The organism is Pararhizobium sp. DWP1-1-3 (genome assembly GCF_049896125.1).
Taxonomy (GTDB): Bacteria; Pseudomonadota; Alphaproteobacteria; order Rhizobiales; family Rhizobiaceae; genus Pararhizobium.
Genome location: NZ_JAFCTR010000004.1, coordinates 182,163 through 202,720, shown reverse-complemented (window position 1 = coordinate 202,720; position 20,558 = coordinate 182,163). Strand labels below are relative to the sequence as shown.

The following is a 20,558-nucleotide window of genomic DNA, read 5'->3' as shown; positions in this document are numbered from 1 at the left end:
CTCAGCCCTTGCTGCCCCGTGTCGGGGACGACAGCGCCCGGTCGCTCTCGGCCGCGATGAAATCGAGGATTTCCAGCGCCGGCGGGCAATCAAGGTAGTCGTTACGGATTGCCGCGGCATTGACGCGGATTGATTCCGGCCCTTCGAAAATCTGCTTATAGGCACGCCGTACGGCGTGGATAACCGGTTTCTCAATGCCGGAGCGGCTCATGCCGACGACATTCAGGCCGCCAAGCAAGCCCGGATTGCCATTGAGCATACCGTAGGGAATGAGATCATAGGAAACGGCGGAGAGGCCGCCGACAAAGGCATGGCGGCCGATGCGGGTAAACTGGTGAACAGCCGAGCCGCCGCCGAGGATGGCGCGATCACCCACCGTGACATGGCCCGCGAGCATGACGTTGTTCGACAGGATGATATTGTTGCCAAGACGGCAGTCGTGGGCGACGTGCGCATAGGCGAGGAAGAGGTTGTTGTCTCCGATTATCGTCGCGCCGCCATGTTCGACGGTGCCCGTATTCATCGTCACGCCCTCACGAATGGTGCAGTTTTCCCCGATCACCAATGTCGTATCGACGGCGCTGTGATGCACACTCTGCGAATCGCCGCCGATCACCGCAGACGGGAAAATCTTCGATCCCTTGCCGACCGTGGTGCGGCCGAGCACGACCACATGGCTGATCAATTCGACATTGTCTGCGAGCGTCACCTTAGGGCCAACGTGACAGAATGGCCCGACAACGACGTTGTCGCCGATCACCGCTCCGTCTTCGATGACCGAGAGCGGATGGATCTTCGCAGTAGAGGCAATCATGTTCAGGCATTTTCCTTGCTGATGATCATCGCGCCGATATCAGCTTCTGCGACAAGTTGCCCGTCAACTTTTGCATCACAATGAAATTTCCAGATATTGCCGCGCTGCTTCTGCTTGACGACATGAAACTCGACCCGGTCGCCCGGAATGACCGGTTTGCGAAATCGGGCATTGTCGATAGTCATGAAATAGACGAGGTTGCTGCCGCCGCCATTCTTGCGGGCGCAGATCGCGCCAGCCGTCTGGGCCATGCCCTCGATCAAGAGAACGCCCGGCATGATCGGTTGTTCGGGGAAATGTCCGGTGAAGTGCGGCTCGTTGGCCGTGACGTTCTTGATGCCGATCGCCGAATTGTCGCCATCGATCTCGATGATCTTATCGACCAGCAGGAACGGATAGCGATGGGGCAGAAGTTTCAGGATTTCCCTGATGTCAGCCGTACCGAGAACGGTTGTTCCAGCTTCACTCATCTTTGCCTCCTGATTTCTTCTGCCTGTTGTGCGCGCGCGCCGTGATCTCTGCAATCTCACGCAGGAAGTCGCGCATGGGACGCGCTGGAATGCCGCCATAACGTTCGCCGGCCGGCACATCCGACGCGACACCGCTCATGGCGCCGATCTGGGCCCTGTCACCGATGGTAATATGTCCGTTGATCGCCGCAGCCCCGCCGATCATCACCCCGTCGCCGATACGCGTGCTGCCGGCAATACCGACCTGGGCCGCGATACCGCAATGACGGCCAACGCGAACATTGTGGCCAAGCTGGACGAGATTATCGATCTTGGTGCCTTCGCCGACGACCGTATCGTCCATTGCACCACGGTCGATCGTCGTGCCGGCACCGATCTCGACCCTGTCCTGCAGGATGACGCGGCCGATCTGGACGATCTTGATCATGCCACCCTTCGGTCCCGGCGCGTTGCCGAAGCCGTCCTGGCCGATCCGCGCGCCGGGGTGGATGATGACTTCGTTGCCGACCAGCGCGTACATGATGCTGGCTCCGGCCGAAATCGTGCAGTCCCGGCCAATGCGCACGCCTGGGCCGATGACGGCGCCAGCGGCAATCCGCGTACCCGTGCCGATATGCGCACCGGCGCCGACAACTGCGGTCGCCTCGATATCGACATCCTCCTCGATCTGTGCCGATGGATCGATAAAAGCTGCGGGAGATATTCCACCCGGCCCCGACAGGTTTTGCTCAGGGCGCACGGCCTGCGGATGCAGGATTGCACCGGCAAGGGCGAAAGCCGTGTGGGGATAGCGGGTCAAAAGAACCGGAATGTGTGGCGGGACGATCGCGGCGATCGTATCGTCGCAAATGATCGCGCCTGCTTTCGATGTGTCAAACTCATCGCGAAAGCGCCGCTGCAGCATGTAGCAGACATCGAACTCGCCAGCCCGATAGGTCGGCGCTACGGACCGGACAAGCCGGTCGCCCAACTCTGGGGTCTGTAGCACCGCACCAATCTGATCCGCCAGATCGCTCAGGCGGATCCCATCATGTGGTGGGAAGAACCAATTGTTTTCCATGGCCAACACTCCAGAACAGTTTTGGCAGGCAGTTCTGGACTGCAGGGATCAGAAGGACGACGAGATACCGAACTTGAGGTTCTGTACGCGGTCGAAATCTTCCTTGGCGATCGGGAACGCATAATCGACGCGCAGCGGACCGAAGGGCGACGCCCAGATCAGCCCCAGACCGACGGATGCACGCAGCGAACTGTTGGTGCCCTGGATCTGGTCGTCAGGCGTCGTGTCGACTTCATTACCATACAGTGTGCCTGCATCTGCAAAGATCGCCCCGCGGAAACCGGCATCGCGCGAAACGAACGGCAACGGGAACGTCGCTTCGGCCGAAGCGGTGAAGTAGGTCGTGCCGCCGATGGAGTCGCCGTACTTGCCGCTGCGCGGACCGACACCGTTACGCTCGAAGCCGCGAATGTCGTTCTGGCCCAACTGGAACTGGTCAAAGACTTCCATCTTGCCGCCCGTGTTGAACACATGCCCTGCGCCGGCAGCAAGCGATGCAATGATGTCGGCATCGTCGTTGACGGTGTAGTACCACTTGGCCTTACCGGTCAGCTTGTAGAAATCGGAAGTACCGCCGAGGCCAGCATATTCCTGCGTTGCCGAAGCGAGAATGCCCTCATGTGGCAAAGTCGAGTCGTCGAGCGAATTGTAGGTCAGCGTCTGCGAGATCGACGAGCGGGTCCAAGTGCTGCCATTGATCGCATTGATGTATGGCGACGACAGATCCTGCCCTGCACCCACGGCGGTATTGCCATGATAATCCATCTGCGTCAGGTTGTAACGGAACGTCGTCGATATGCGCTCGGTGATCGGCGCCGTTACGCGCAGGCTGAAGCCCTTGTCTTCGTAGCTATAGTTGTCGTCGTCATAGTCGTTTTCGTTCTGGAAGATATCGAAACCGGCAGCCAGACGATAGCCGAGGAAATAGGGCTCCGTGAACGATACGTTATACGTACGGCTGTCCTGACCGCGACCTGCAGCAAGACGGATGTACTGGCCACGGCCAAGGAAGTTCTTTTCCTCGATCGAGGCTTCCAGCAGGAAGCCGCCGCCGCTACCGGCCGAATAGCCGGCACCGATACCAAACGAACCGGTTGACTGGTCCTGCACATCGACGATCACGACGACGCGATCGGACGCACTGCCAGGCTGGGTCGAGATATTGACGGTCGAGAAGTAACCCAAGGCATCCAGGCGGCGCTTGGCCGTCGTGATCATTTCCTGGTTGAACGCATCGCCTTCGCTCATATCGAATTCGCGACGGATGACATAGTCACGTGTGCGCGTGTTGCCGCGGATTTCGATACGCTCGATATAGGCGCGCTCGCCCTGGTCGACGAGATAATCGACAGCGATCGTGCGGTTGCCGAAATCGCGGTTGCCGCGCGGCGTTACGCGAGCGAACGGATAGCCTTGCGACGCGACACGTTTTGAAATCGCGGAAATGCTGTCCTGAACGTCCTTAGCCTTGTAGATCGTACCTTCCGATGTCCGGACGAGACCCTTCAGTTCCTCGGCATTGACGCCTTCGACGGTCGATTCAACATTGACCGTTCCGAAGTCGTAGCGCTCACCTTCTTCGACGGTGATCGTGACCGTGTATTCGTTGGTGGCCTCATCCAGCACTGCGTCCGAGGACACGACGCGGAAGTCGGCATAACCGCGGTTGTAGTAGAACTGACGCAGCAGCTCTTCGTCCGCGCGAAGCTTGTCGGCGTTGTAAACGTCCTTGCGATTCAGGAAGGAGAATATCCCCGATTCCTTCGTCGAGATCACAGCTTCGAGGCGGCCATTGCTATAGGCGTTGTTGCCGACAAAATTGATTGCGGTGATCTTGGTGCGGTCACCCTCGTTGATCACGAAGGCGAGATTGACGCGGCCTTCCGCGATCGGAACGACCTGCGTTGTCACCGTCACATCTTCACGGCCGATGCCGGCATAGGCATCCTTGATGGCCTGGATATCAGATTCGGCAGTCGCTTCGCTGTACGGACCGAGCGAGCGCGTGCGCACGACAGCCTGCAGCTTGTCGTCCTTGATCTTGCGGTTGCCGTTGAAAACGACCTGGTTGACCAGCTGGTTCTCGCTCACGGTGACGACGAGCGTGCCACCGGAGACATTGATGCTGACATCGGAGAAGTAACCCGTCGAATACAGACGCTTTACGGAAGAATCGATGTCGCCGTTGCTGAAGCTTTTGCCGGGAACGATTGTGATGTTTGCACGCACCGTTTCGGGGCTGACGCGGGTTGCGCCGCGAACTTCGACACGGTTGATCGTTGCAGCTTCAGCGACCGTCGCACTTGCAAGCGTTACGATGCCAGACCCCGTTGCGACCATACTTGCAGACAGCGCAACCGCCGACACCGCGTTCAAAAATTTTGAACCAGCTTTCATAAATCTTACCTTCTTCCCAATGCCCCGCAGCGAACTCGTACCGACTCCGGTCACGGCTGCCGTTTTAACCGCTTTTCATATACAAGCAAGCCAGCTCGTTAATTTCTGTTTACTTCAATTGAAACCGTGTCCTAACGGCCACTACAGAATTGCTTTATCGTAAACAATTCCTTTCGATCAACCTGTTGAACTTCCAACAAAGCTGATCATCCCTCTTGCGCCCGTACCATCGCCACAGGCCTTAAATACTAGCCTAAGAGCGAACTTATGTCGTTCCATGTGGCAAACACCATCAGCATCAGCACCATGGCAAAACCGATCCGAAACGCGACGTCTTGTGTGCGTGGTCCGACCGGTTTCCCACGAACGGCTTCCACCGCATAAAACATCAGATGCCCGCCATCAAGTACGGGAACCGGCATTAGGTTAAGAAGTCCAATGGAAACTGACAGAACCGCCGCCAGCTGCAGAACGGCAGCGACGCCGATCGTCGCCATCTGTCCGGACGCCTGGGCGACACGGATAGGGCCCCCCAGCTGATCGGCCTTCATCCGGCCGGTCACCAGGTTCGCCAGGTAGTTGAACGTGCCGGTGACGATGTGCCAGCTTTCGACAGCACCCTGCCCCACGGCTTCGATCGGACCAAAGGTTTCAAGGCGGAAATTTCCGGTTTCCTGATTCGTCAGGATGCCGATGATGCCGAGTTCCATCTTGTTGCCGAACTGGTCGGTGATTTCGGTGCGCTGGGGCACCATCGGCAGATCCAGCAATTCGCCCTTGCGCTTGATCTGGATTGTGATCGGCGTTTCCGGTCGGATGCTGACATAGCGGCGCACATCGTCAAATGTCGTGACGTGCGTGCCGTCGATCGCCACGAGCAGATCACCCGGCAACACGCCTGCCTTGGCGGCAGCGCTGTTTTCCTTGACTTCCGCCACGACCGGATCGGCAATCGGCTTGCCGTAGACCGTAAACAGCACAGCGAAGATCGCAATCGCCAGAATGAAATTGGCGATCGGCCCTGCAGCAACCGTGGCGGCGCGCTTCCAGAGCCTGGCACCGAGGAAGGTCCGGTCGCGATCCTCGGCTGAATATTGGTCCAGCTTGCTATAATCGGGGACGCTGGCCGCATCCTCGTCGCCGAAGAACTTCACATAGCCGCCGAGCGGGACGGCACAGAATTTCCAGCGCGTTCCCTGCTTGTCGGTATAGCCGAACAGCTCGGGGCCGAAACCGACGGAAAAAGCCAGGATACGGATGCCGGACCAGCGGCCGACAAGATAGTGTCCCATTTCGTGCACGAAGACGAGCAGCGTCAGCACCAGCAGGAACGGCACGATGTAGCCGACAATCAGTTGAAGTGTATCGGCCAGGTAAGCCATAAGGTCCTCGATCAGGTATGCGGGCGTTTTACGGCGTCAGCAGGATTGCCCCCAGGGGCACATTCTGTCCACCGGTGGACACGACTTGCACCAAAGCAATTAAAAGCGCGGCAAAACAGGCAAAAACAAGTCCGTCAACCCGGTCCATGACGCCGCCGTGCCCGGGAATAAGCTTGCTCGAATCCTTCACGCCAAACCGGCGCTTAATATAGGATTCAAAGAGATCGCCAATCTGGCTGGATACCGAGAGCGCCAGCGCCAGAAGCGGAACGCGTGCATCGTTGAGCGAAAAATAGCTCATGAACACCGCAACGCCCGCGATCACCCCGCAAATCGTGCCGCCGACTGCACCGGACCAGGTTTTTCCGGGTGAAATGCGGGGCGCGAGCTTCGGGCCGCCGATCGCCCGGCCGGTAAAGTAGGCAAGGATATCTGTCGCCCAGACCACGGCAAAGATGAAAACCATGGCGATCAGGCCGATATCGCCCTCGCCGCGGATAGCCGAGAGGGAAATACCGGTCAGCCCGGCATAGACAATACCGCTAGGCAGCCACCAGCTACCGCCGCGCACAAACACCCAGACCGCTGCCATGGCCGCGCATGCGGCCAAGACGAGCAGGGTAACATGAGCGCCATCAAACAGAATGAGACCGGAAATGACCGCCTGTGAAAGCCAACCGAAAGCGTTGCCCTGGAAATCACGCTCGGCAAGCCGGGTGATCGTCGACCATTCGTAATAGACCAGAACGGCAATGGCGACGGACAGAAGTTCGAATACCGTGCCGCCGGCCCAGGTCGCACCGAGGGTGATTGCAGCAAGGATGATACCGGAGATGATGCGCAGTCTCAGTTCGCTCTGCATCAGGAACCAACCGCAAGCGTTGGCTGCGACAGGCCACCGAACCGGCGTTCCCGCCCGGCATAGGTCTTCAGGGCATTGAGGAAGACTTCGCGGTCGAAGTCAGGCCATAGTTCCGGGACAAACAACAATTCGGAATAGGCGGCCTGCCAGAGCAGGAAGTTCGACAACCGCTCCTCGCCGCTGGTGCGCAAAACCAGATCGGGGTCCGGAATACCTGCCGTATCGAGCTTGCTGGCAATCCGCTCCGGCGTGATCTGGTCGGCCGTCAATCGCCCCTGGGCGACGTCAACCGCCAGAGCTTGCATGGCGCGGGTCATTTCATCGCGAGAGCCGTAGTTGAAGGCGATAACCAGTGTGATACCCGTATTGTTGCGCGTCGTATCCTCTGCCTCCAGAAGCAGAGGCAAGATATCGCCGCGAAGATTGTTCTTGTCGCCGATCACCCGGATGCGGACATTCTGCTGATGCAGGTCCGCCAGGTCGCGCCGGATGAAAGCTTTGAGCAGTCCCATCAAGTCGGACACTTCGGCTTCCGGCCTGCTCCAGTTCTCAGATGAGAAAGCAAAGAGCGTCAGATACCGGATACCGACCTCGCCTGCGGTGCGGACCGCCTCGCGCACGGCTTCCACGCCTTTCCGATGTCCCATCGTCCGCGGCAGTCCGCGCGAATTGGCCCAGCGTCCGTTGCCATCCATGATGATGGCAACGTGCGTGGGGACATTTCTAAGCAATGGGTTTGACATCGGTGGCCCGAAAAACAGAGACTCGGAAAAAGGCAGACTAGACCTGCATGATTTCCTTTTCCTTATCGCCGAGCAAGCGGTCGATGTCGGAAATCATCTCATCTGTCATTTTCTGGACCTTTTCGGACTGGCTCCGGCTGACATCCTGACCGATATCGCCATCCTTTTCGGCTTTTTTCAGACTGTCCATGCCGTCGCGGCGGACGTTGCGCACCGCGACCTTGGCTTTTTCGCTATAGTCGTGCGCGACTTTCACCAGTGACTTGCGGCGCTCTTCGTTGAGTTCCGGCAATGGAATGCGCAGATTTTGACCATCAACGATCGGATTGAGGCCGAGATTGGATTCACGGATGGCGCGATCGACGGCGTTGACCATCGACTTGTCCCAGATCGAAACACCGAGCATGCGGGATTCGGGAACAGTGATGTTGGCAACCTGGTTCAGCGGTACACGCGAACCGTATGCCTCGACCATGACCGGATCGAGAACGTTGGCCGATGCCCGGCCGGTGCGCAGCGAGGCGATATCGCTCTTGAACGCGGCAATGGCGCCATCCATGCGGCGCTTCAGGTCATTTAGGTCAATACCTTCACTCATGGATCAAACTCCCGTTTATCGCGGCGGTCTTGCGACCGCCCTTAACTGCTCAATTGTCGGTTACGATGGTTGCCCGGCCGCCGCCGGTCAAGATTTCCGCGAACCCGCCCTTCTCGTGGATCGAGAAGACGATGATCGGAATGCTGTTTTCGCGCGCCAGTGCGACGGCGGCGATATCCATCACGGCGAGGCCCTTCTGCAGGACTTCGCTATGCGTCAGGCGGTCGAAGCGGGTGGCCGTCGGATCCTTCTTCGGATCGGCGGTATAGATGCCGTCAACCTGCGTGCCCTTGAAGATCGCTTCCGCCCCCATCTCGGCGGCCCGCAGGGCGGCTGCCGAATCGGTGGTGAAGAACGGATTGCCGGTGCCGCCGGCAAAAATCACGACGCGCCCCTGGGATAAATGGAACAGCGTGGCGCGCTGCGAAAAACTCTCGCAGATTTCCGGCATGGCGATAGCCGAGAGCACGACGGTATCGACATCGAGCTTGCGCAGCGAGGTCGCCAGTGCCAGTGCGTTGATGATGGTCGCCAGCATGCCCATATGGTCGCCGGTCACCCGGTCGCCGCCCTTGGAGGCAACCGCGACGCCGCGAAAAATGTTTCCGCCGCCAACGACGACGCCGACTTCGACACCCATGGCGCGGGCTTCGGCAATGTCCGAGGCAATCCGGTCAGCCACCGCGACATCGATCCCGAACCCCTGGTTGCCCATAAGCGCTTCGCCCGAAGCTTTCAGCAGCACACGTTTATAGAGAGGCTCGGCCGACATCGTCACTCCTGTCCAAGAAGGCACACATGCGAGATGGTGCATAAAACTGGTCCGTTCACCCCAGCGCGGCCGATATCATCCGGATGTTCCCCGAAGGAGCCTGCGCCAATGTGATGATAATGCCGGATACACGAAGGGCACCGCGTTGTCACGCGATGCCCCGGATGTTTCCCAACAAGGATGGCGGTTTTCCCAATCAGGATGAAGAAATCAACCCTTGGCGACAGCTGCAACTTCAGCTGCGAAGTCGGTTTCTTCCTTTTCGACGCCTTCGCCGAGAAGCAGGCGGGCCATGCCGACAACTTCGATCGGAGCGCCGACAGTCTTTTCAGCTTCCTTGACGGCAGCTTCGACAGTCAGGTCTGGGTTCATGACGAAAGCCTGCGACAGAAGGGCGACTTCTTCGAAGAATTTGCGCATGCGGCCATCAACCATCTTTTCGATGATCGCATCCGGCTTGCCGGATTCGCGGGCCTGTTCGATGAAGATGTTGCGCTCGCGCTCGGCGACGGCTGCATCGACTTCCGTCGAGCGGATGGCCAGCGGGTTGGTCGCAGCAATATGCATGGCAACCTGGCGGCCGATGGCGTTCAGGGCATCCTTGTCGCCGGTCGACTTCAGCGCGACGAGAACGCCGAGCTTGCCGAGGCCGTCAGCAACGGAATTGTGGATGTAGGTGGCAACAACACCCTCTTCGACCGACAGCAGGGCCGAACGGCGCAGAGCCATGTTCTCGCCGATGGTTGCGATCGCGTCGGTGATGCTTTCAGCGACCGACTTGCCGGTTGCCGGATAGGTGGTTGCGCTGATGGTTTCGACAGAACCGTCGGTGCCGACAGCAACAGCTGCGACGCCACGAACGAGGTCCTGGAAGGCATCATTGCGCGCAACGAAATCGGTTTCCGAGTTCAGTTCGATGACGACGGCCTTGGTGCCGCTGCTGGCGATACCGATCAAGCCTTCGGCAGCTGCACGGCCCGACTTCTTGTCGGCCTTGGCGATGCCCTTGGCGCGCAGCCAGTCGATCGCGGCTTCCATGTCGCCATTGGTTTCGCCGAGTGCCTTCTTACAATCCATCATGCCTGCGCCGGTCTTTTCGCGCAGTTCCTTCACCATTGCTGCAGTAATAGTGCTCATCTTTTTTGCCTCTTCGTTTGTTCGGCTGGCGCGCTGCCAGAAAGCCGGCGCGATACCAGGAGGATGTGGCAGGGCATGACCCCTGAATGTGACATCGTGATGAAAGGGTTCATCGCGGTGGTGGGCATCGTTGAGACCGGCACCCGATGGGCTGGTCCGATGCAAAAGAACAAGGCCGTTCACTTTTTCAGTCGTAAACGGCCTTATCCTGATCGTGTCTAAAGGAACGGCGGGATGAACCGCCGCCCCGCCCTATCAGGCTTCAGCGGCTTCTTCGAGAGCCGGCTCAAGCGGCAGATCGGAGGAAGCGCCGAGGTCGCGGCCCGACGAGCTCTGCTGACGGGCAATGCCGTCAAGCGCTGCACGCGAGATCAGATCGCAATACAGCGAGATCGCACGCGAAGCGTCATCGTTGCCGGGGATCGGGAAGTCGATACGGTCCGGATCGCAGTTCGAATCAATGATCGCGACAACCGGGATGCCGAGACGCTTTGCTTCGTCGATGGCAATCGATTCCTTGTTGGTATCGATAATGAACATCAGGTCCGGAACGCCGCCCATATCGCGGATACCGCCGAGTGCGCGGTTCAGCTTTTCGCGTTCGCGCTCGAGGTTGAGGCGTTCCTTCTTGGTGAAGCCGGACGCTTCCGAGTTCAGGATTTCGTCGAGCTTGCGCAGGCGCTGGATCGAGTTCGAAATCGTCTTCCAGTTGGTCATCATGCCGCCGAGCCAGCGGGCGTTGACGTAGTACTGAGCCGAACGCTTGGCAGCGTCAGCGATGATTTCGGATGCCTGGCGCTTGGTTCCGACGAACAGAACGCGGCCGCCCTTGGCAACCGTGTCGCTGACAACCTGCAGCGCGCGCGACAGCAACGGAACGGTCTGTGCGAGGTCGATGATGTGAACGTTCGAACGATCGCCGAAGATGTACGGCTTCATTTTCGGGTTCCAGCGGTGAGTCTGGTGACCGAAGTGAACGCCAGCTTCCAGAAGCTGACGCATGCTAAAATCGGGCAATGCCATGCCTTTTTCTCCTTTTCCGGTTGAACCTCCGCAAGGCAAACAGCACTCTCTTCGAGAGTACCACCGGGTGGAACTGCCCGGATTTCTCCCGGACGGTCCCAAACCTTACGTGTGGAATGCGCTGCCCTTACCCCCTGCCAGCCGATAAATCAAGGGCGAACTCGGAAAATAGCGGCAGGCCGGTCGCTCGGACCTATTTGCACTTTTCCTGCTTGAAGACTTCCAGATCGGCGAGTTTGCCCGTCAGGACGAAATCGCCATAGTCCATGGTGAGGTCGCGGGTGATGCCGTTTTCATAGAGCTTGAACTCCATGCGGTAGATCGGCACGGCGTCTCCGGTGGCATTGTCGTTAAAATAGGAAATGGTCACCGGCCAGTAGGGTTTTGCGGCCATGGCGGCTGCCTTGTCGGCGTCGGCGTCGCCAGCAGCAGCCTTCTGCGGCTTGCCGATCATGGTGGTGGTGATCAGCGTCTTGTCGCCGGCGTCGGAGCCGTCGAAGATCCGCGATTCAAACAGCGTCTCGCCCTTCTTTGCCCGGTCGATGACGTCGAGCATATGCTCGGTCGGAAATAGGCCCTGCGCGAGATCGACCTGGCGCTTGTCCGGAGAAGTCAGATCGACCGTCAGGCCCTGCTTGGCCTCATGGGCCGAGCCGCGCACTTCCTTGTCGAGCTTTTCGTCGGTGAAGGAACGTGTCAAAAAGCGGAAATTTCCGTTCTTCAGGTCCTCGTAGGTCGTCGTCTGCTGGTCCGTCAGCTTGACCTCGTCGCCCGTATCGACCTTGGTCACAAACCGGAAACTGACGGTATAGCCTTCGCAGGCCGAGCCATTGAATTCATAGACCATCCGCCCATACATACCGGAAATTCCAGAGCGCTCCGATGCGTCCTTCAATTCCAGATCATAGACCGCGCGGTGAGGCACCAGGATGTTGGCTGACGCAGCGGAAGCCCCGCCGACCGTCACACCCGATAAACACGCCCATGCCAGAATGACAGAGGCAAAGCCTGAACGAAACATCCGTTTCCTCCTGTTGGATTCGCTGATGATGCTATAAGAACACATCGGGCAAAAGCGAGGCATCACTGTTCGAGATGCGGTATTTTACCACTTCATGAAACATGCTGTGCATGCAGCATTTGACGACAAAACACAACAATGACCGGAGTTATCCATGTCTGCAGATATTGAAGCACGCATCACGGAACTGGGAATCACATTGCCACAGGCTGCAGCGCCCGCCGCCAATTATGTTCCCTTCGTCATCAGCGGATCGCACCTTTATATCTCCGGCCAGCTCCCGATGGAAAACGGCAAGGTGGCAGTCACCGGCCATCTCGGCGACGGCATCGATGTCGCCACCGGCCAGCGTGCTGCCGAACTCTGCGCCATCAATATTCTTGCCCAGGCCAAGGCAGCGCTGGGCGGCGATCTCTCGCGCATTCGCCGCATCGTCAAGCTCAACGGCTTCATCGCCTCCAAGCCGACCTTCATCGAGCAGCATCTGGTCATGAACGGTGCCTCCAACCTGATCGCCAAGGTCCTCGGCGATGCCGGCATTCATGCGCGCGCCGCTGTCGGCATGGCCGCCCTGCCCTTCAATGCCGCCGTCGAAATCGACGCCGTAATCGAAATCGCCTGAGCGGAACGATATCCATGAAAGATCTGTCCTGGCTGACGGCGCAACCGGTCGCTCATCGCGGCTATCACGACATGAACCATGCCATCTGGGAAAATACGCTTTCGGCGTTTTCCCAGGCGGCGGAAAACGGCTTCGCCATCGAATGCGACCTGCAATACACCGCCGACAGCGTGCCGGTGGTTTTTCACGATGACGACATGCAGCGGCTTTGCGGCATCAAGGGCGACATCCGCGAAAAGACCGCTGGCGAACTCGGGCTCATCGCCATCGGCGGCACCGCCGACAAGATCTCGACGCTCGGACAGCTTTTGAGGCTGGTCAAGGGCCGGGTGCCGATCGTGCTCGAACTGAAAGGCCGCAAGGGCGACGACGAGGGCTTTGCCGACGCGGTGCTGGAGGCGCTGGAAAGCTATGACGGCCCTATTGCCCTGATGAGTTTCGACCATTGGCTGCTGAAAGATCTCAAAGCCCAGGACCCGCCCTACCCGATCGGCCTCACAGCCGGCGGCAACCAGCCGGAGCAGTTCCTCGTTCACGAAGACGCGATGCAGCTCGGGCTTGATTTCATTTCCTATTTCTACGGGGATTTGCCAAACTCGTTCATCACCAAGGAACGTTCGCTCGGCCGGCCGATCCTGACCTGGACCGTGCGCGATCAGGCCGGCGTCGATCACACCTATGCTCACGCCGATCAGATGACATTCGAGGGTTTCGATCCCAAGGAAAGGCTTATCGCTTAAAGAATGACCGGTGACGTCAAAATCCGCGTCGAGACATCCTTTCAGGATATTTCGAAGGACAGCTGGGACGGATTGTCAGGCGCCGCCAAGGGGCAACCCGGCGGCCTCTACAATCCGTTCATTTCGCATGCCTATCTGTCATCTCTGGAAGAATCCGGCTCGGCGACTGCCGATACTGGCTGGCTCGGCCAGCATCTGCTGATGGAAGACGGCCATGGCGGCCTGGCGGGCGGGCTGATCTGCTATCTGAAAAATCACAGCCAAGGCGAATACGTCTTCGATCACGGCTGGGCCGACGCTCTAGAACGGGCGGGTGGGCGCTATTATCCGAAACTGCAATGCTCGGTTCCCTTCACACCGGCAACCGGGCCACGGCTACTGACCGCCATGACGGCCGATGCCGGTGTCGTTCGCAGTTCGCTTGCCGCCGGTCTCCAGGAACTTACCCGCCGTCACCAGGTCTCGTCAGCGCATGTGACATTCCTGCCGGACGAGGAGGTTCCGACCTTCGAACAAGCCGGTTTCCTGCATCGGACCGACCAGCAGTTCCATTTCCTCAACGACGGCTACGCGTCGCACAATGACTTTCTCGAAACGCTGGCGTCGCGCAAACGCAAGGCGTTGAAGAAGGAGCGCCGTGCCGCACTCGAAGGCGGTATCAGCATCGACTGGCTGACCGGCAGGGACCTGACCGAAAGCATCTGGGACCAGTTCTTCTCCTTCTACATGGACACGGGCAGCCGCAAATGGGGCCGCCCTTATCTGACACGCAAATTCTATTCGCTGATCGGCGAACGCATGGCCGATGACATCCTGCTGGTCATGGCCAAGCGCAACGGAAAATACATCGCCGGGGCCATCAACTTCATCGGCAGCGATGCGCTTTATGGCCGTCACTGGGGCGCGGTCGAAGACCACCCCTTCCTGCATTTCGAGGTCTGCTACCATCAGGCCATCGATTTTGCCATCGCCAAGGGATTGCAGCGTGTCGAGGCGGGCGCCCAAGGCGAACACAAGCTGGCGCGAGGATACTTGCCTGCGACCACCCATTCGGCGCATTTCATCGCCCATCCGGGGTTGAAACGCGCCGTTGCCGATTATCTCGAACGCGAACGGCAGGAGGTCGAGCAGATGAGCGATATCCTGGCCGAGCACAGCCCGTTCCGCAAAGGCGAGCGGCAAGAGACCGACGATTGAACAGGATTTTGAGGAGAGATCCAGATGACCAGCGCCGCCTATGACAGCAACAATATCTTCGCCAAGATCCTGCGCGGCGAAATTCCCGCCCACAAGGTCTATGAAGACGACAATGTCCTTGCCTTCATGGATGTGATGCCGCAGGCGCAAGGCCATGTTTTGGTCGTTCCGAAGGCCGCCTCCCGCAATATTCTCGACGCGAATCCGGCGACGCTCAGCGCTCTCATTGCTACCGTACAGACAGTGGCGATCGCCACCCAGGAGGCCTTCGACGCCGATGGCGTGACGATCATGCAGTTCAACGAGGCACCCGCAGGTCAGTCGGTCTTTCACCTGCACTTCCACGTCATTCCGCGTCACGAGGGCGTGCCCCTGCGGCCGCATTCCGGCCAGATGGAAGATGGGACCGTGCTTGCGGCCAATGCGGAGAGGATCAGGGACGCGCTTTAACTTGAAGTGGCTGGCATGGTCTGTCTCGCGTTTGCTTCACCCACAACGATACCGGACAGCCAATACGCCAAACCAAATGTAACGAAACCACCGAACAGGTCAGTCAAATGATGCCCACCTTGGACAACGATCGCGGGCAGCATCACTGAATTGATTGCCAAACTGATAAAAAACAGAACGCGCGAATGCCGAAGAAAGTAGACCGACATGCACGCCATGACGGTGTGAAAAGATGGGAAAGCGATAAGCCCAAGCACATCTTTTGGCGTTAGATAAGACACACCATGGAGCGCAAGGCGGTTCAATTGCGCGCCGTATTCCGGCCCAACCGCGAGCGGCATGGCATCACGGACAGCAGGCGGTAGAGAATATAAGGCTGCGGTGCCGAATGATGGAAAAAAGAACCAAAAAATCATCGCGACCAATACGCCGATCATGCCCGTCAACAGAAACCGGTACAGCGAATGTGTCTTGCCGCTGAAGCCGAGAATGAGAATGACGATAATCATCTGGGGCAGAGAGCTCACATAGATGATGTGAAACAGCCCGACCAACAGAGGGTATCCTGACAGCCAGATCATCGTCTCAAGCCAAGAAAAACCGATGGCTGTATCGATTTGCGCAAGCACACCATCGATTGTCGGGAAGTGAACAGGCAAAAGCATATAGTTGAAAATCGAGCCGCCAAGAGTGAAAATGATGAACAAACCTGTTGCCGTTACAGTAGCAGAAACGCGCAAGTCGGGCCGGATAGTTCGATAATATTGGCCCAACGCGATCATTGCCAGACCGATCGCCGCGACGCTTGCATACCCGTAGAAATCAATTTCAACGCCCTTGAGAATAATCAGCGTGAAATCCAAAGAGAAAAGAGTGGCGATCACGATCAGAATAAACCGCTCGACGGGAAGAAAAATCATAGCTGTGCCCCTCTACGCGCAGCATGCTATGCAGCCTCGCTTAAGAATTGGATAAACGGCGCTGCAAAAGGTCCTCAGAAGCCAAGGAAATATAGACCAATCGCCAGCACACCAATCGCCGTGGCGATGCCGACGGCCGGTTTCTGGCGGCTGATGAAGAAGGCGGCCGCACCAGCCGCGATCGATCCCAACCGCAGCCAGAGTGGCGACTGCTCGAGAATGCCGGTCGGATAGAGGATCAGCTTGGCGATGACGGCTGCCACCAAGGCTGTTGCAACCGCCCTCACCCAATTGAGGACTTCGGAATCCTCGCGCAGACGATTACCGGCGAGAACGCCGAGCCAGCGCCAGATATCCGTTGCAAGCCATCCGGCAATAGCAATGAACACATAGGCCCACCAGCCTTCAAGCACGGTCATGCCCGAACCTCCCCGCGCTTGCGCCAATTGCGTTCTGCCAGCCAAGCCAATGTTCCACCACCGACACCGGCCAGCAGAATATCGAATTCCGGCGCAAGCCAGTAGAAGAACGGCCCAGCCACAAGACCGGCGATCATTGCCACGTAGATGACCGGATGACGCGCGGAGCTCCAGATCGACACCAGGAAATAGACCGGCGTCAGGAAAAACAGGCAGCCTGCGACAATCGGCGGAAACTCTGCAACGAACTGGTAAACGGCGGCCACAAGAAGCATGTTGACCAGAACAAGCGTGATACCGAAACCGGCGAAAAACGTGACGCGATGTTCGCGCGGCACCGCCTGCACCTTTTCCATGGCAAACACCCAAGCCGTGATCGCGACAAAATGCGAGAGGACCAGCAGCAGCCAAGTGGGCGTTTTTTCGGTGCGAATTTCAGGGACGAGCGCTGCGACCATCGGCATCAGCCGAATGGACGACAGCGTCACCGCGACAAAGGCGGTGAGCAAATTGGCACCGCCAAGGATCGAGCTGACAAGGATGACCTTGGCCGGCAAGGCCCAGACGACGCCCGTCATGAACACGACCTGCTCGACAGGGATACCGGCCTGGGCGGTAAAGGCGCAAAAGCCGACAAACGACAGCATCAGGATGATTGCCGGCAGGCTGAAAATTCCCCGCATGCCCGCCACGAACCATGTCCGCCCCGAGCCGGTCGTCTGGCCATCGTCCATCAAAACATCCGTCTGTTCATTGCCACAAAAAAACGGTGCCGGACAATCAAGTCCGGCACCGTGTCTCTATTGGGGATGCGTCATTTCTTGCGCGGCACCTTCGGCACCGTGCTGCCCTTGCGGGGCGGCTCGGCCGCCTTGGCACTGACCGGTTCGTCAGCCTTGGTTGCCTTGGCTGCCTTCTTCGGCTTGGCGGGCGCGTCAGGCTCAGCGCCGACGCTTTCCAGTTCCTTCGGCTTGGCTGCCTTCGACGCCTTTTTTACGGGGGTCACTACCTCCGCCTTCGGCTTGATCCGCGCCGTCTCCGGCACGTAGTCGAGCAACAGGCCCTTGGCGCCATCCGGTTTCGTCCCGACAGTCACCTTGACGACGCCACCCTTCTTCAGCTTGCCGAAGAGGATTTCGTCGGCCAATGGCTTCTTGATGTGTTCCTGGATGACGCGCGCCAGCGGCCGCGCACCCATCTTTTCATCATAGCCCTTGTCGGACAGCCAAGCGATGGCTTCCGGCTGCAGGTCGAAGGTGACATTGCGTTCGGCCAGCTGGGTTTCCAGCTGCATGACGAACTTCTGCACCACCTGGTGGATGACCGGCGTCGGCAGCGAAGCGAACGGAATGACCGCATCGAGACGGTTGCGGAATTCCGGCGTGAACAGCCGGTTCAGCGCCTCCACATCGTCACCTTCGCGCTTGGCAGAGCCAAAGCCGAAGGCAGCCTTTGCCATCTCCGACGCACCCGCATTGGTCGTCATGATCAGGATGACGTTGCGGAAGTCGATCTTCTTGCCGTTATGGTCGGTCAGTGAGCCGTGATCCATAACCTGCAACAGGATGTTGAACAGGTCCGGATGCGCCTTTTCGATTTCGTCGAGCAGCAACACAGAATGCGGATGCTGATCGATGCCATCGGTCAACAGGCCACCCTGATCGAAGCCGACATAGCCGGGAGGTGCGCCGAGTAGACGCGAGACGGTATGGCGCTCCATATATTCCGACATGTCGAAGCGGATCAGTTCGACGCCGAGCGACGCCGCCAGTTGCTTGGCAACTTCCGTCTTGCCGACACCGGTCGGGCCCGAGAAGACGTAGGAGCCGATCGGCTTGTTGGGTTCGCGCAAGCCGGCACGGGCCAGCTTGATCGCCGACGCAAGCGCCTCGATTGCCAGGTCCTGGCCGTAAACGACAGAGCGCAATTCCTTTTCCAGATTGGCGAGAACGGCCTCGTCGTCCTTGGAAACGGATTTCGGCGGAATGCGGGCCATCGTTGCGATCGTCGCTTCGATTTCCTTTTCGGTGATCAGCTTGCGCCGCTTGCTGACGGGCAGCAGCATCTGGGCCGCACCGGTTTCGTCGATCACGTCGATCGCCTTGTCCGGCAGCTTGCGGTCGTTGATGTAGCGGGCAGACAGCTCGACAGCCGACTTGATCGCCTCGTTCGAGTATTTCAGCTTGTGATAGTTCTCGAAATAGGATTTCAGGCCCTTCATGATCTCGATGGCATCGTCGATGGTCGGTTCGCTGACGTCGATCTTCTGGAACCGGCGCACGAGCGCACGGTCCTTTTCGAAGAACTGGCGGTACTCCTTGTAGGTGGTCGAACCGATGCAGCGGATCGCCCCCGAGGACAAAGCCGGCTTCAACAGGTTGGACGCATCCATGGCGCCGCCGGACGTTGCACCGGCACCGATGACGGTGTGGATCTCGTCGATGAACAGCACGGCACCCGGATATTCTTCCAGTTCCTTGACAACCTGCTTCAGACGCTCTTCGAAGTCACCACGATAGCGGGTGCCTGCGAGCAGCGTACCCATGTCGAGCGAAAAGATCGTCGCGTCCTGCAACGCTTCGGGCACCTTCTTCTCGACGATGCGCTTGGCCAGACCTTCGGCGATCGCCGTCTTGCCGACGCCGGGGTCGCCCACGTAAAGCGGGTTGTTCTTGGAGCGGCGGCAGAGAATTTGAATGGTCCGGTTGACCTCGGCATGGCGGCCGATCAGCGGATCGATCTTGCCGACCTTGGCCTTCTCGTTGAGATTGACGCAATAGGCCGTCAGCGCATCCTGCTGCTTCTTCGGGCCGCTTTCATCATGTTCGCGTGATGCCTTCTGTTCGGATTCCGGCTCATCGGCGCCGCGTGGCGGGCGCGCCTCGGATGCGCCAGGGCGCTTGCCGATACCATGAGAGATGAAATTGACGGCGTCGTAGCGCGTCATTTCCTGTTCCTGCAGGAAATACGCTGCATGGCTCTCGCGTTCGGCAAAGATCGCAACAAGCACGTTGGCGCCGGTGACTTCCTCGCGCCCGGACGATTGGACATGGATGACCGCACGCTGGATGACGCGCTGGAAACCGGCCGTCGGCTTGGAATCCTCGTCGTAGCCCGTGACCAGATTGCCCAGTTCATTATCGACATAGTCGGAGACGGTCTTGCGCAATGCGTCGAGATTGACGTTGCACGCCCCCATGACCGCCGCTGCATCGGCATCGTCGATCAATGCCAACAGGAGGTGCTCCAGGGTCGCATATTCGTGATGGCGCTCATTGGCTAGCGTCAGAGCCTGGTGCAGGGCTTTTTCAAGGCTTGTTGAAAATGTTGGCACGTCAGTTCCTCATTTCTTTTCCATGACGCATTGCAGCGGATGCTGATGCTCGCGGGCAAAATCCATCACCTGCGTCACTTTGGTTTCGGCAACTTCGTAGGTGAAAACACCGCATTCACCCACGCCGTGATTGTGAACATGCAGCATGATCAGAGTTGCCGCTTCGCGATCCTTCTGGAAAAAACGCTCCAGAATATGAATCACGAATTCCATAGGCGTATAGTCGTCGTTCAGAAGCAGGACTCGATAAAGGCTCGGCTTCTTGGTCTTCGGCTGTGTCCGAGTGATGACGGACGTGCCACGGCTGGCCTTGCCCCCATCCCCGTCGCTGTCTGCTTGCATCCGGACCGGCATGGCGATCATTCTACTTCATTCCCTTGTCCAGCCGCAAATGCTTGGGAGAAATTCGCGGCCTGTTCGTGACACTTAATCTAGTGGTTCTTTTTTAGATTTTAAGGCTGTTCGTCTGCACTGCAATCACATTTGCGTCGTGAAGCACAAGATTGACCAACTTTCTTCGGGCCGCCTATCGCCAATGTCGCGCATAGACAACAAAAAACCGGCTGCGGGGCGCGCAGCCGGTTTTTCAGGGATAAA

The 20,558-nt window shown here is 58.5% G+C and carries 21 protein-coding genes; 4 read left to right on the top strand and 17 right to left on the bottom strand.

Going from position 1 to position 20,558, the window contains the following annotated elements:
* Position 1: 1 nt before the first annotated feature.
* From lpxA to ACP7BS_RS11985, 12 genes are all read right to left on the bottom strand, one after another.
* Positions 2–814, bottom strand: a complete 813-nt coding sequence (gene lpxA / locus ACP7BS_RS12040) for an acyl-ACP--UDP-N-acetylglucosamine O-acyltransferase (RefSeq protein WP_426230204.1) — start codon at positions 812–814, stop codon at positions 2–4.
* 2 nt (positions 815–816) lie between these two features.
* Positions 817–1,284, bottom strand: coding sequence for a 3-hydroxyacyl-ACP dehydratase FabZ (fabZ, locus tag ACP7BS_RS12035; protein WP_426230203.1), 468 nt, complete (start codon positions 1,282–1,284; stop codon positions 817–819).
* Positions 1,277–2,344 carry a UDP-3-O-(3-hydroxymyristoyl)glucosamine N-acyltransferase gene (gene lpxD, locus ACP7BS_RS12030; protein WP_426238295.1) on the bottom strand — a complete coding sequence of 356 codons (1,068 nt, stop codon included), beginning with the start codon at positions 2,342–2,344 and terminating at the stop codon, positions 1,277–1,279. Before lpxD ends, fabZ begins: the two co-directional genes overlap by 8 nt.
* Before the next feature lie 48 nt (positions 2,345–2,392).
* The gene (gene bamA, locus ACP7BS_RS12025; protein ID WP_426238294.1) at positions 2,393–4,741 is read right to left on the bottom strand and encodes an outer membrane protein assembly factor BamA; all 2,349 of its coding nucleotides are present in this window, start codon (positions 4,739–4,741) and stop codon (positions 2,393–2,395) included.
* Between the two features lie 248 nt (positions 4,742–4,989).
* On the bottom strand, positions 4,990–6,123 hold the full coding sequence (gene rseP, locus ACP7BS_RS12020) for an RIP metalloprotease RseP (RefSeq protein ID WP_426230200.1): 1,134 nt from the start codon (positions 6,121–6,123) through the stop codon (positions 4,990–4,992).
* Between the two features lie 28 nt (positions 6,124–6,151).
* Positions 6,152–6,985: a phosphatidate cytidylyltransferase gene (locus ACP7BS_RS12015; RefSeq protein ID WP_426238293.1), complete on the bottom strand. Its 834-nt coding sequence runs from the start codon at positions 6,983–6,985 to the stop codon at positions 6,152–6,154.
* Positions 6,985–7,728: an isoprenyl transferase gene (locus ACP7BS_RS12010; protein WP_426238292.1), complete on the bottom strand. Its 744-nt coding sequence runs from the start codon at positions 7,726–7,728 to the stop codon at positions 6,985–6,987. The genes ACP7BS_RS12015 and ACP7BS_RS12010 overlap by 1 nt, the downstream gene beginning before the upstream one ends.
* Before the next feature lie 37 nt (positions 7,729–7,765).
* On the bottom strand, positions 7,766–8,326 hold the full coding sequence (frr, locus tag ACP7BS_RS12005) for a ribosome recycling factor (protein ID WP_426230197.1): 561 nt from the start codon (positions 8,324–8,326) through the stop codon (positions 7,766–7,768).
* 49 nt (positions 8,327–8,375) lie between these two features.
* Positions 8,376–9,098: a UMP kinase gene (gene pyrH / locus ACP7BS_RS12000; RefSeq protein WP_037100954.1), complete on the bottom strand. Its 723-nt coding sequence runs from the start codon at positions 9,096–9,098 to the stop codon at positions 8,376–8,378.
* A gap of 210 nt (positions 9,099–9,308) precedes the next feature.
* Entirely contained in the window at positions 9,309–10,235 is a 927-nt protein-coding gene (tsf, locus tag ACP7BS_RS11995; protein ID WP_426238291.1) for a translation elongation factor Ts, read from the bottom strand.
* A 255-nt stretch (positions 10,236–10,490) separates the two neighbouring features.
* The gene (gene rpsB, locus ACP7BS_RS11990; RefSeq protein ID WP_264218918.1) at positions 10,491–11,258 is read right to left on the bottom strand and encodes a 30S ribosomal protein S2; all 768 of its coding nucleotides are present in this window, start codon (positions 11,256–11,258) and stop codon (positions 10,491–10,493) included.
* A gap of 193 nt (positions 11,259–11,451) precedes the next feature.
* A complete protein-coding gene (locus tag ACP7BS_RS11985) occupies positions 11,452–12,279 on the bottom strand; it encodes a cell envelope integrity EipB family protein (protein WP_426230195.1) in 828 nt (275 codons plus the stop codon).
* Positions 12,280–12,433: 154 nt separating this feature from the next.
* Here ACP7BS_RS11985 and ACP7BS_RS11980 point away from each other — a divergent pair, with 154 nt between their 5' ends.
* From ACP7BS_RS11980 to ACP7BS_RS11965, 4 genes are read left to right on the top strand one after another with little or no spacing between them, the layout of a single operon-like run.
* Positions 12,434–12,901 (top strand): RidA family protein, encoded by a 468-nt coding sequence (locus ACP7BS_RS11980; protein ID WP_426126181.1) that lies wholly within the window; start codon positions 12,434–12,436, stop codon positions 12,899–12,901.
* Positions 12,902–12,915: 14 nt separating this feature from the next.
* Positions 12,916–13,641, top strand: a complete 726-nt coding sequence (locus ACP7BS_RS11975) for a glycerophosphodiester phosphodiesterase (RefSeq protein WP_426238290.1) — start codon at positions 12,916–12,918, stop codon at positions 13,639–13,641.
* Positions 13,642–13,644: 3 nt separating this feature from the next.
* On the top strand, positions 13,645–14,838 hold the full coding sequence (locus ACP7BS_RS11970; RefSeq protein ID WP_426238289.1) for a GNAT family N-acetyltransferase: 1,194 nt from the start codon (positions 13,645–13,647) through the stop codon (positions 14,836–14,838).
* 24 nt (positions 14,839–14,862) lie between these two features.
* The gene (locus tag ACP7BS_RS11965) at positions 14,863–15,288 is read left to right on the top strand and encodes an HIT family protein (RefSeq protein WP_426238288.1); all 426 of its coding nucleotides are present in this window, start codon (positions 14,863–14,865) and stop codon (positions 15,286–15,288) included.
* Here the strand turns inward: ACP7BS_RS11965 and ACP7BS_RS11960 are convergent.
* The 5 genes from ACP7BS_RS11960 to clpS all read right to left on the bottom strand — a co-directional run bounded on the left by ACP7BS_RS11960 (position 15,285) and on the right by clpS (position 20,324).
* Positions 15,285–16,208, bottom strand: a complete 924-nt coding sequence (locus ACP7BS_RS11960; protein ID WP_426238287.1) for a phosphatase PAP2 family protein — start codon at positions 16,206–16,208, stop codon at positions 15,285–15,287. The two genes, ACP7BS_RS11965 and ACP7BS_RS11960, sit on opposite strands and share 4 nt — an antisense overlap.
* A gap of 74 nt (positions 16,209–16,282) precedes the next feature.
* Positions 16,283–16,627, bottom strand: coding sequence for an AzlD domain-containing protein (locus tag ACP7BS_RS11955; RefSeq protein ID WP_426238286.1), 345 nt, complete (start codon positions 16,625–16,627; stop codon positions 16,283–16,285).
* A complete protein-coding gene (locus tag ACP7BS_RS11950; protein ID WP_426238285.1) occupies positions 16,624–17,361 on the bottom strand; it encodes an AzlC family ABC transporter permease in 738 nt (245 codons plus the stop codon). The genes ACP7BS_RS11955 and ACP7BS_RS11950 overlap by 4 nt, the downstream gene beginning before the upstream one ends.
* Before the next feature lie 80 nt (positions 17,362–17,441).
* Positions 17,442–19,961, bottom strand: a complete 2,520-nt coding sequence (gene clpA, locus ACP7BS_RS11945; protein WP_426238284.1) for an ATP-dependent Clp protease ATP-binding subunit ClpA — start codon at positions 19,959–19,961, stop codon at positions 17,442–17,444.
* Between the two features lie 9 nt (positions 19,962–19,970).
* Positions 19,971–20,324, bottom strand: coding sequence for an ATP-dependent Clp protease adapter ClpS (gene clpS / locus ACP7BS_RS11940; RefSeq protein WP_426230187.1), 354 nt, complete (start codon positions 20,322–20,324; stop codon positions 19,971–19,973).
* Positions 20,325–20,558 lie beyond the last annotated feature (234 nt).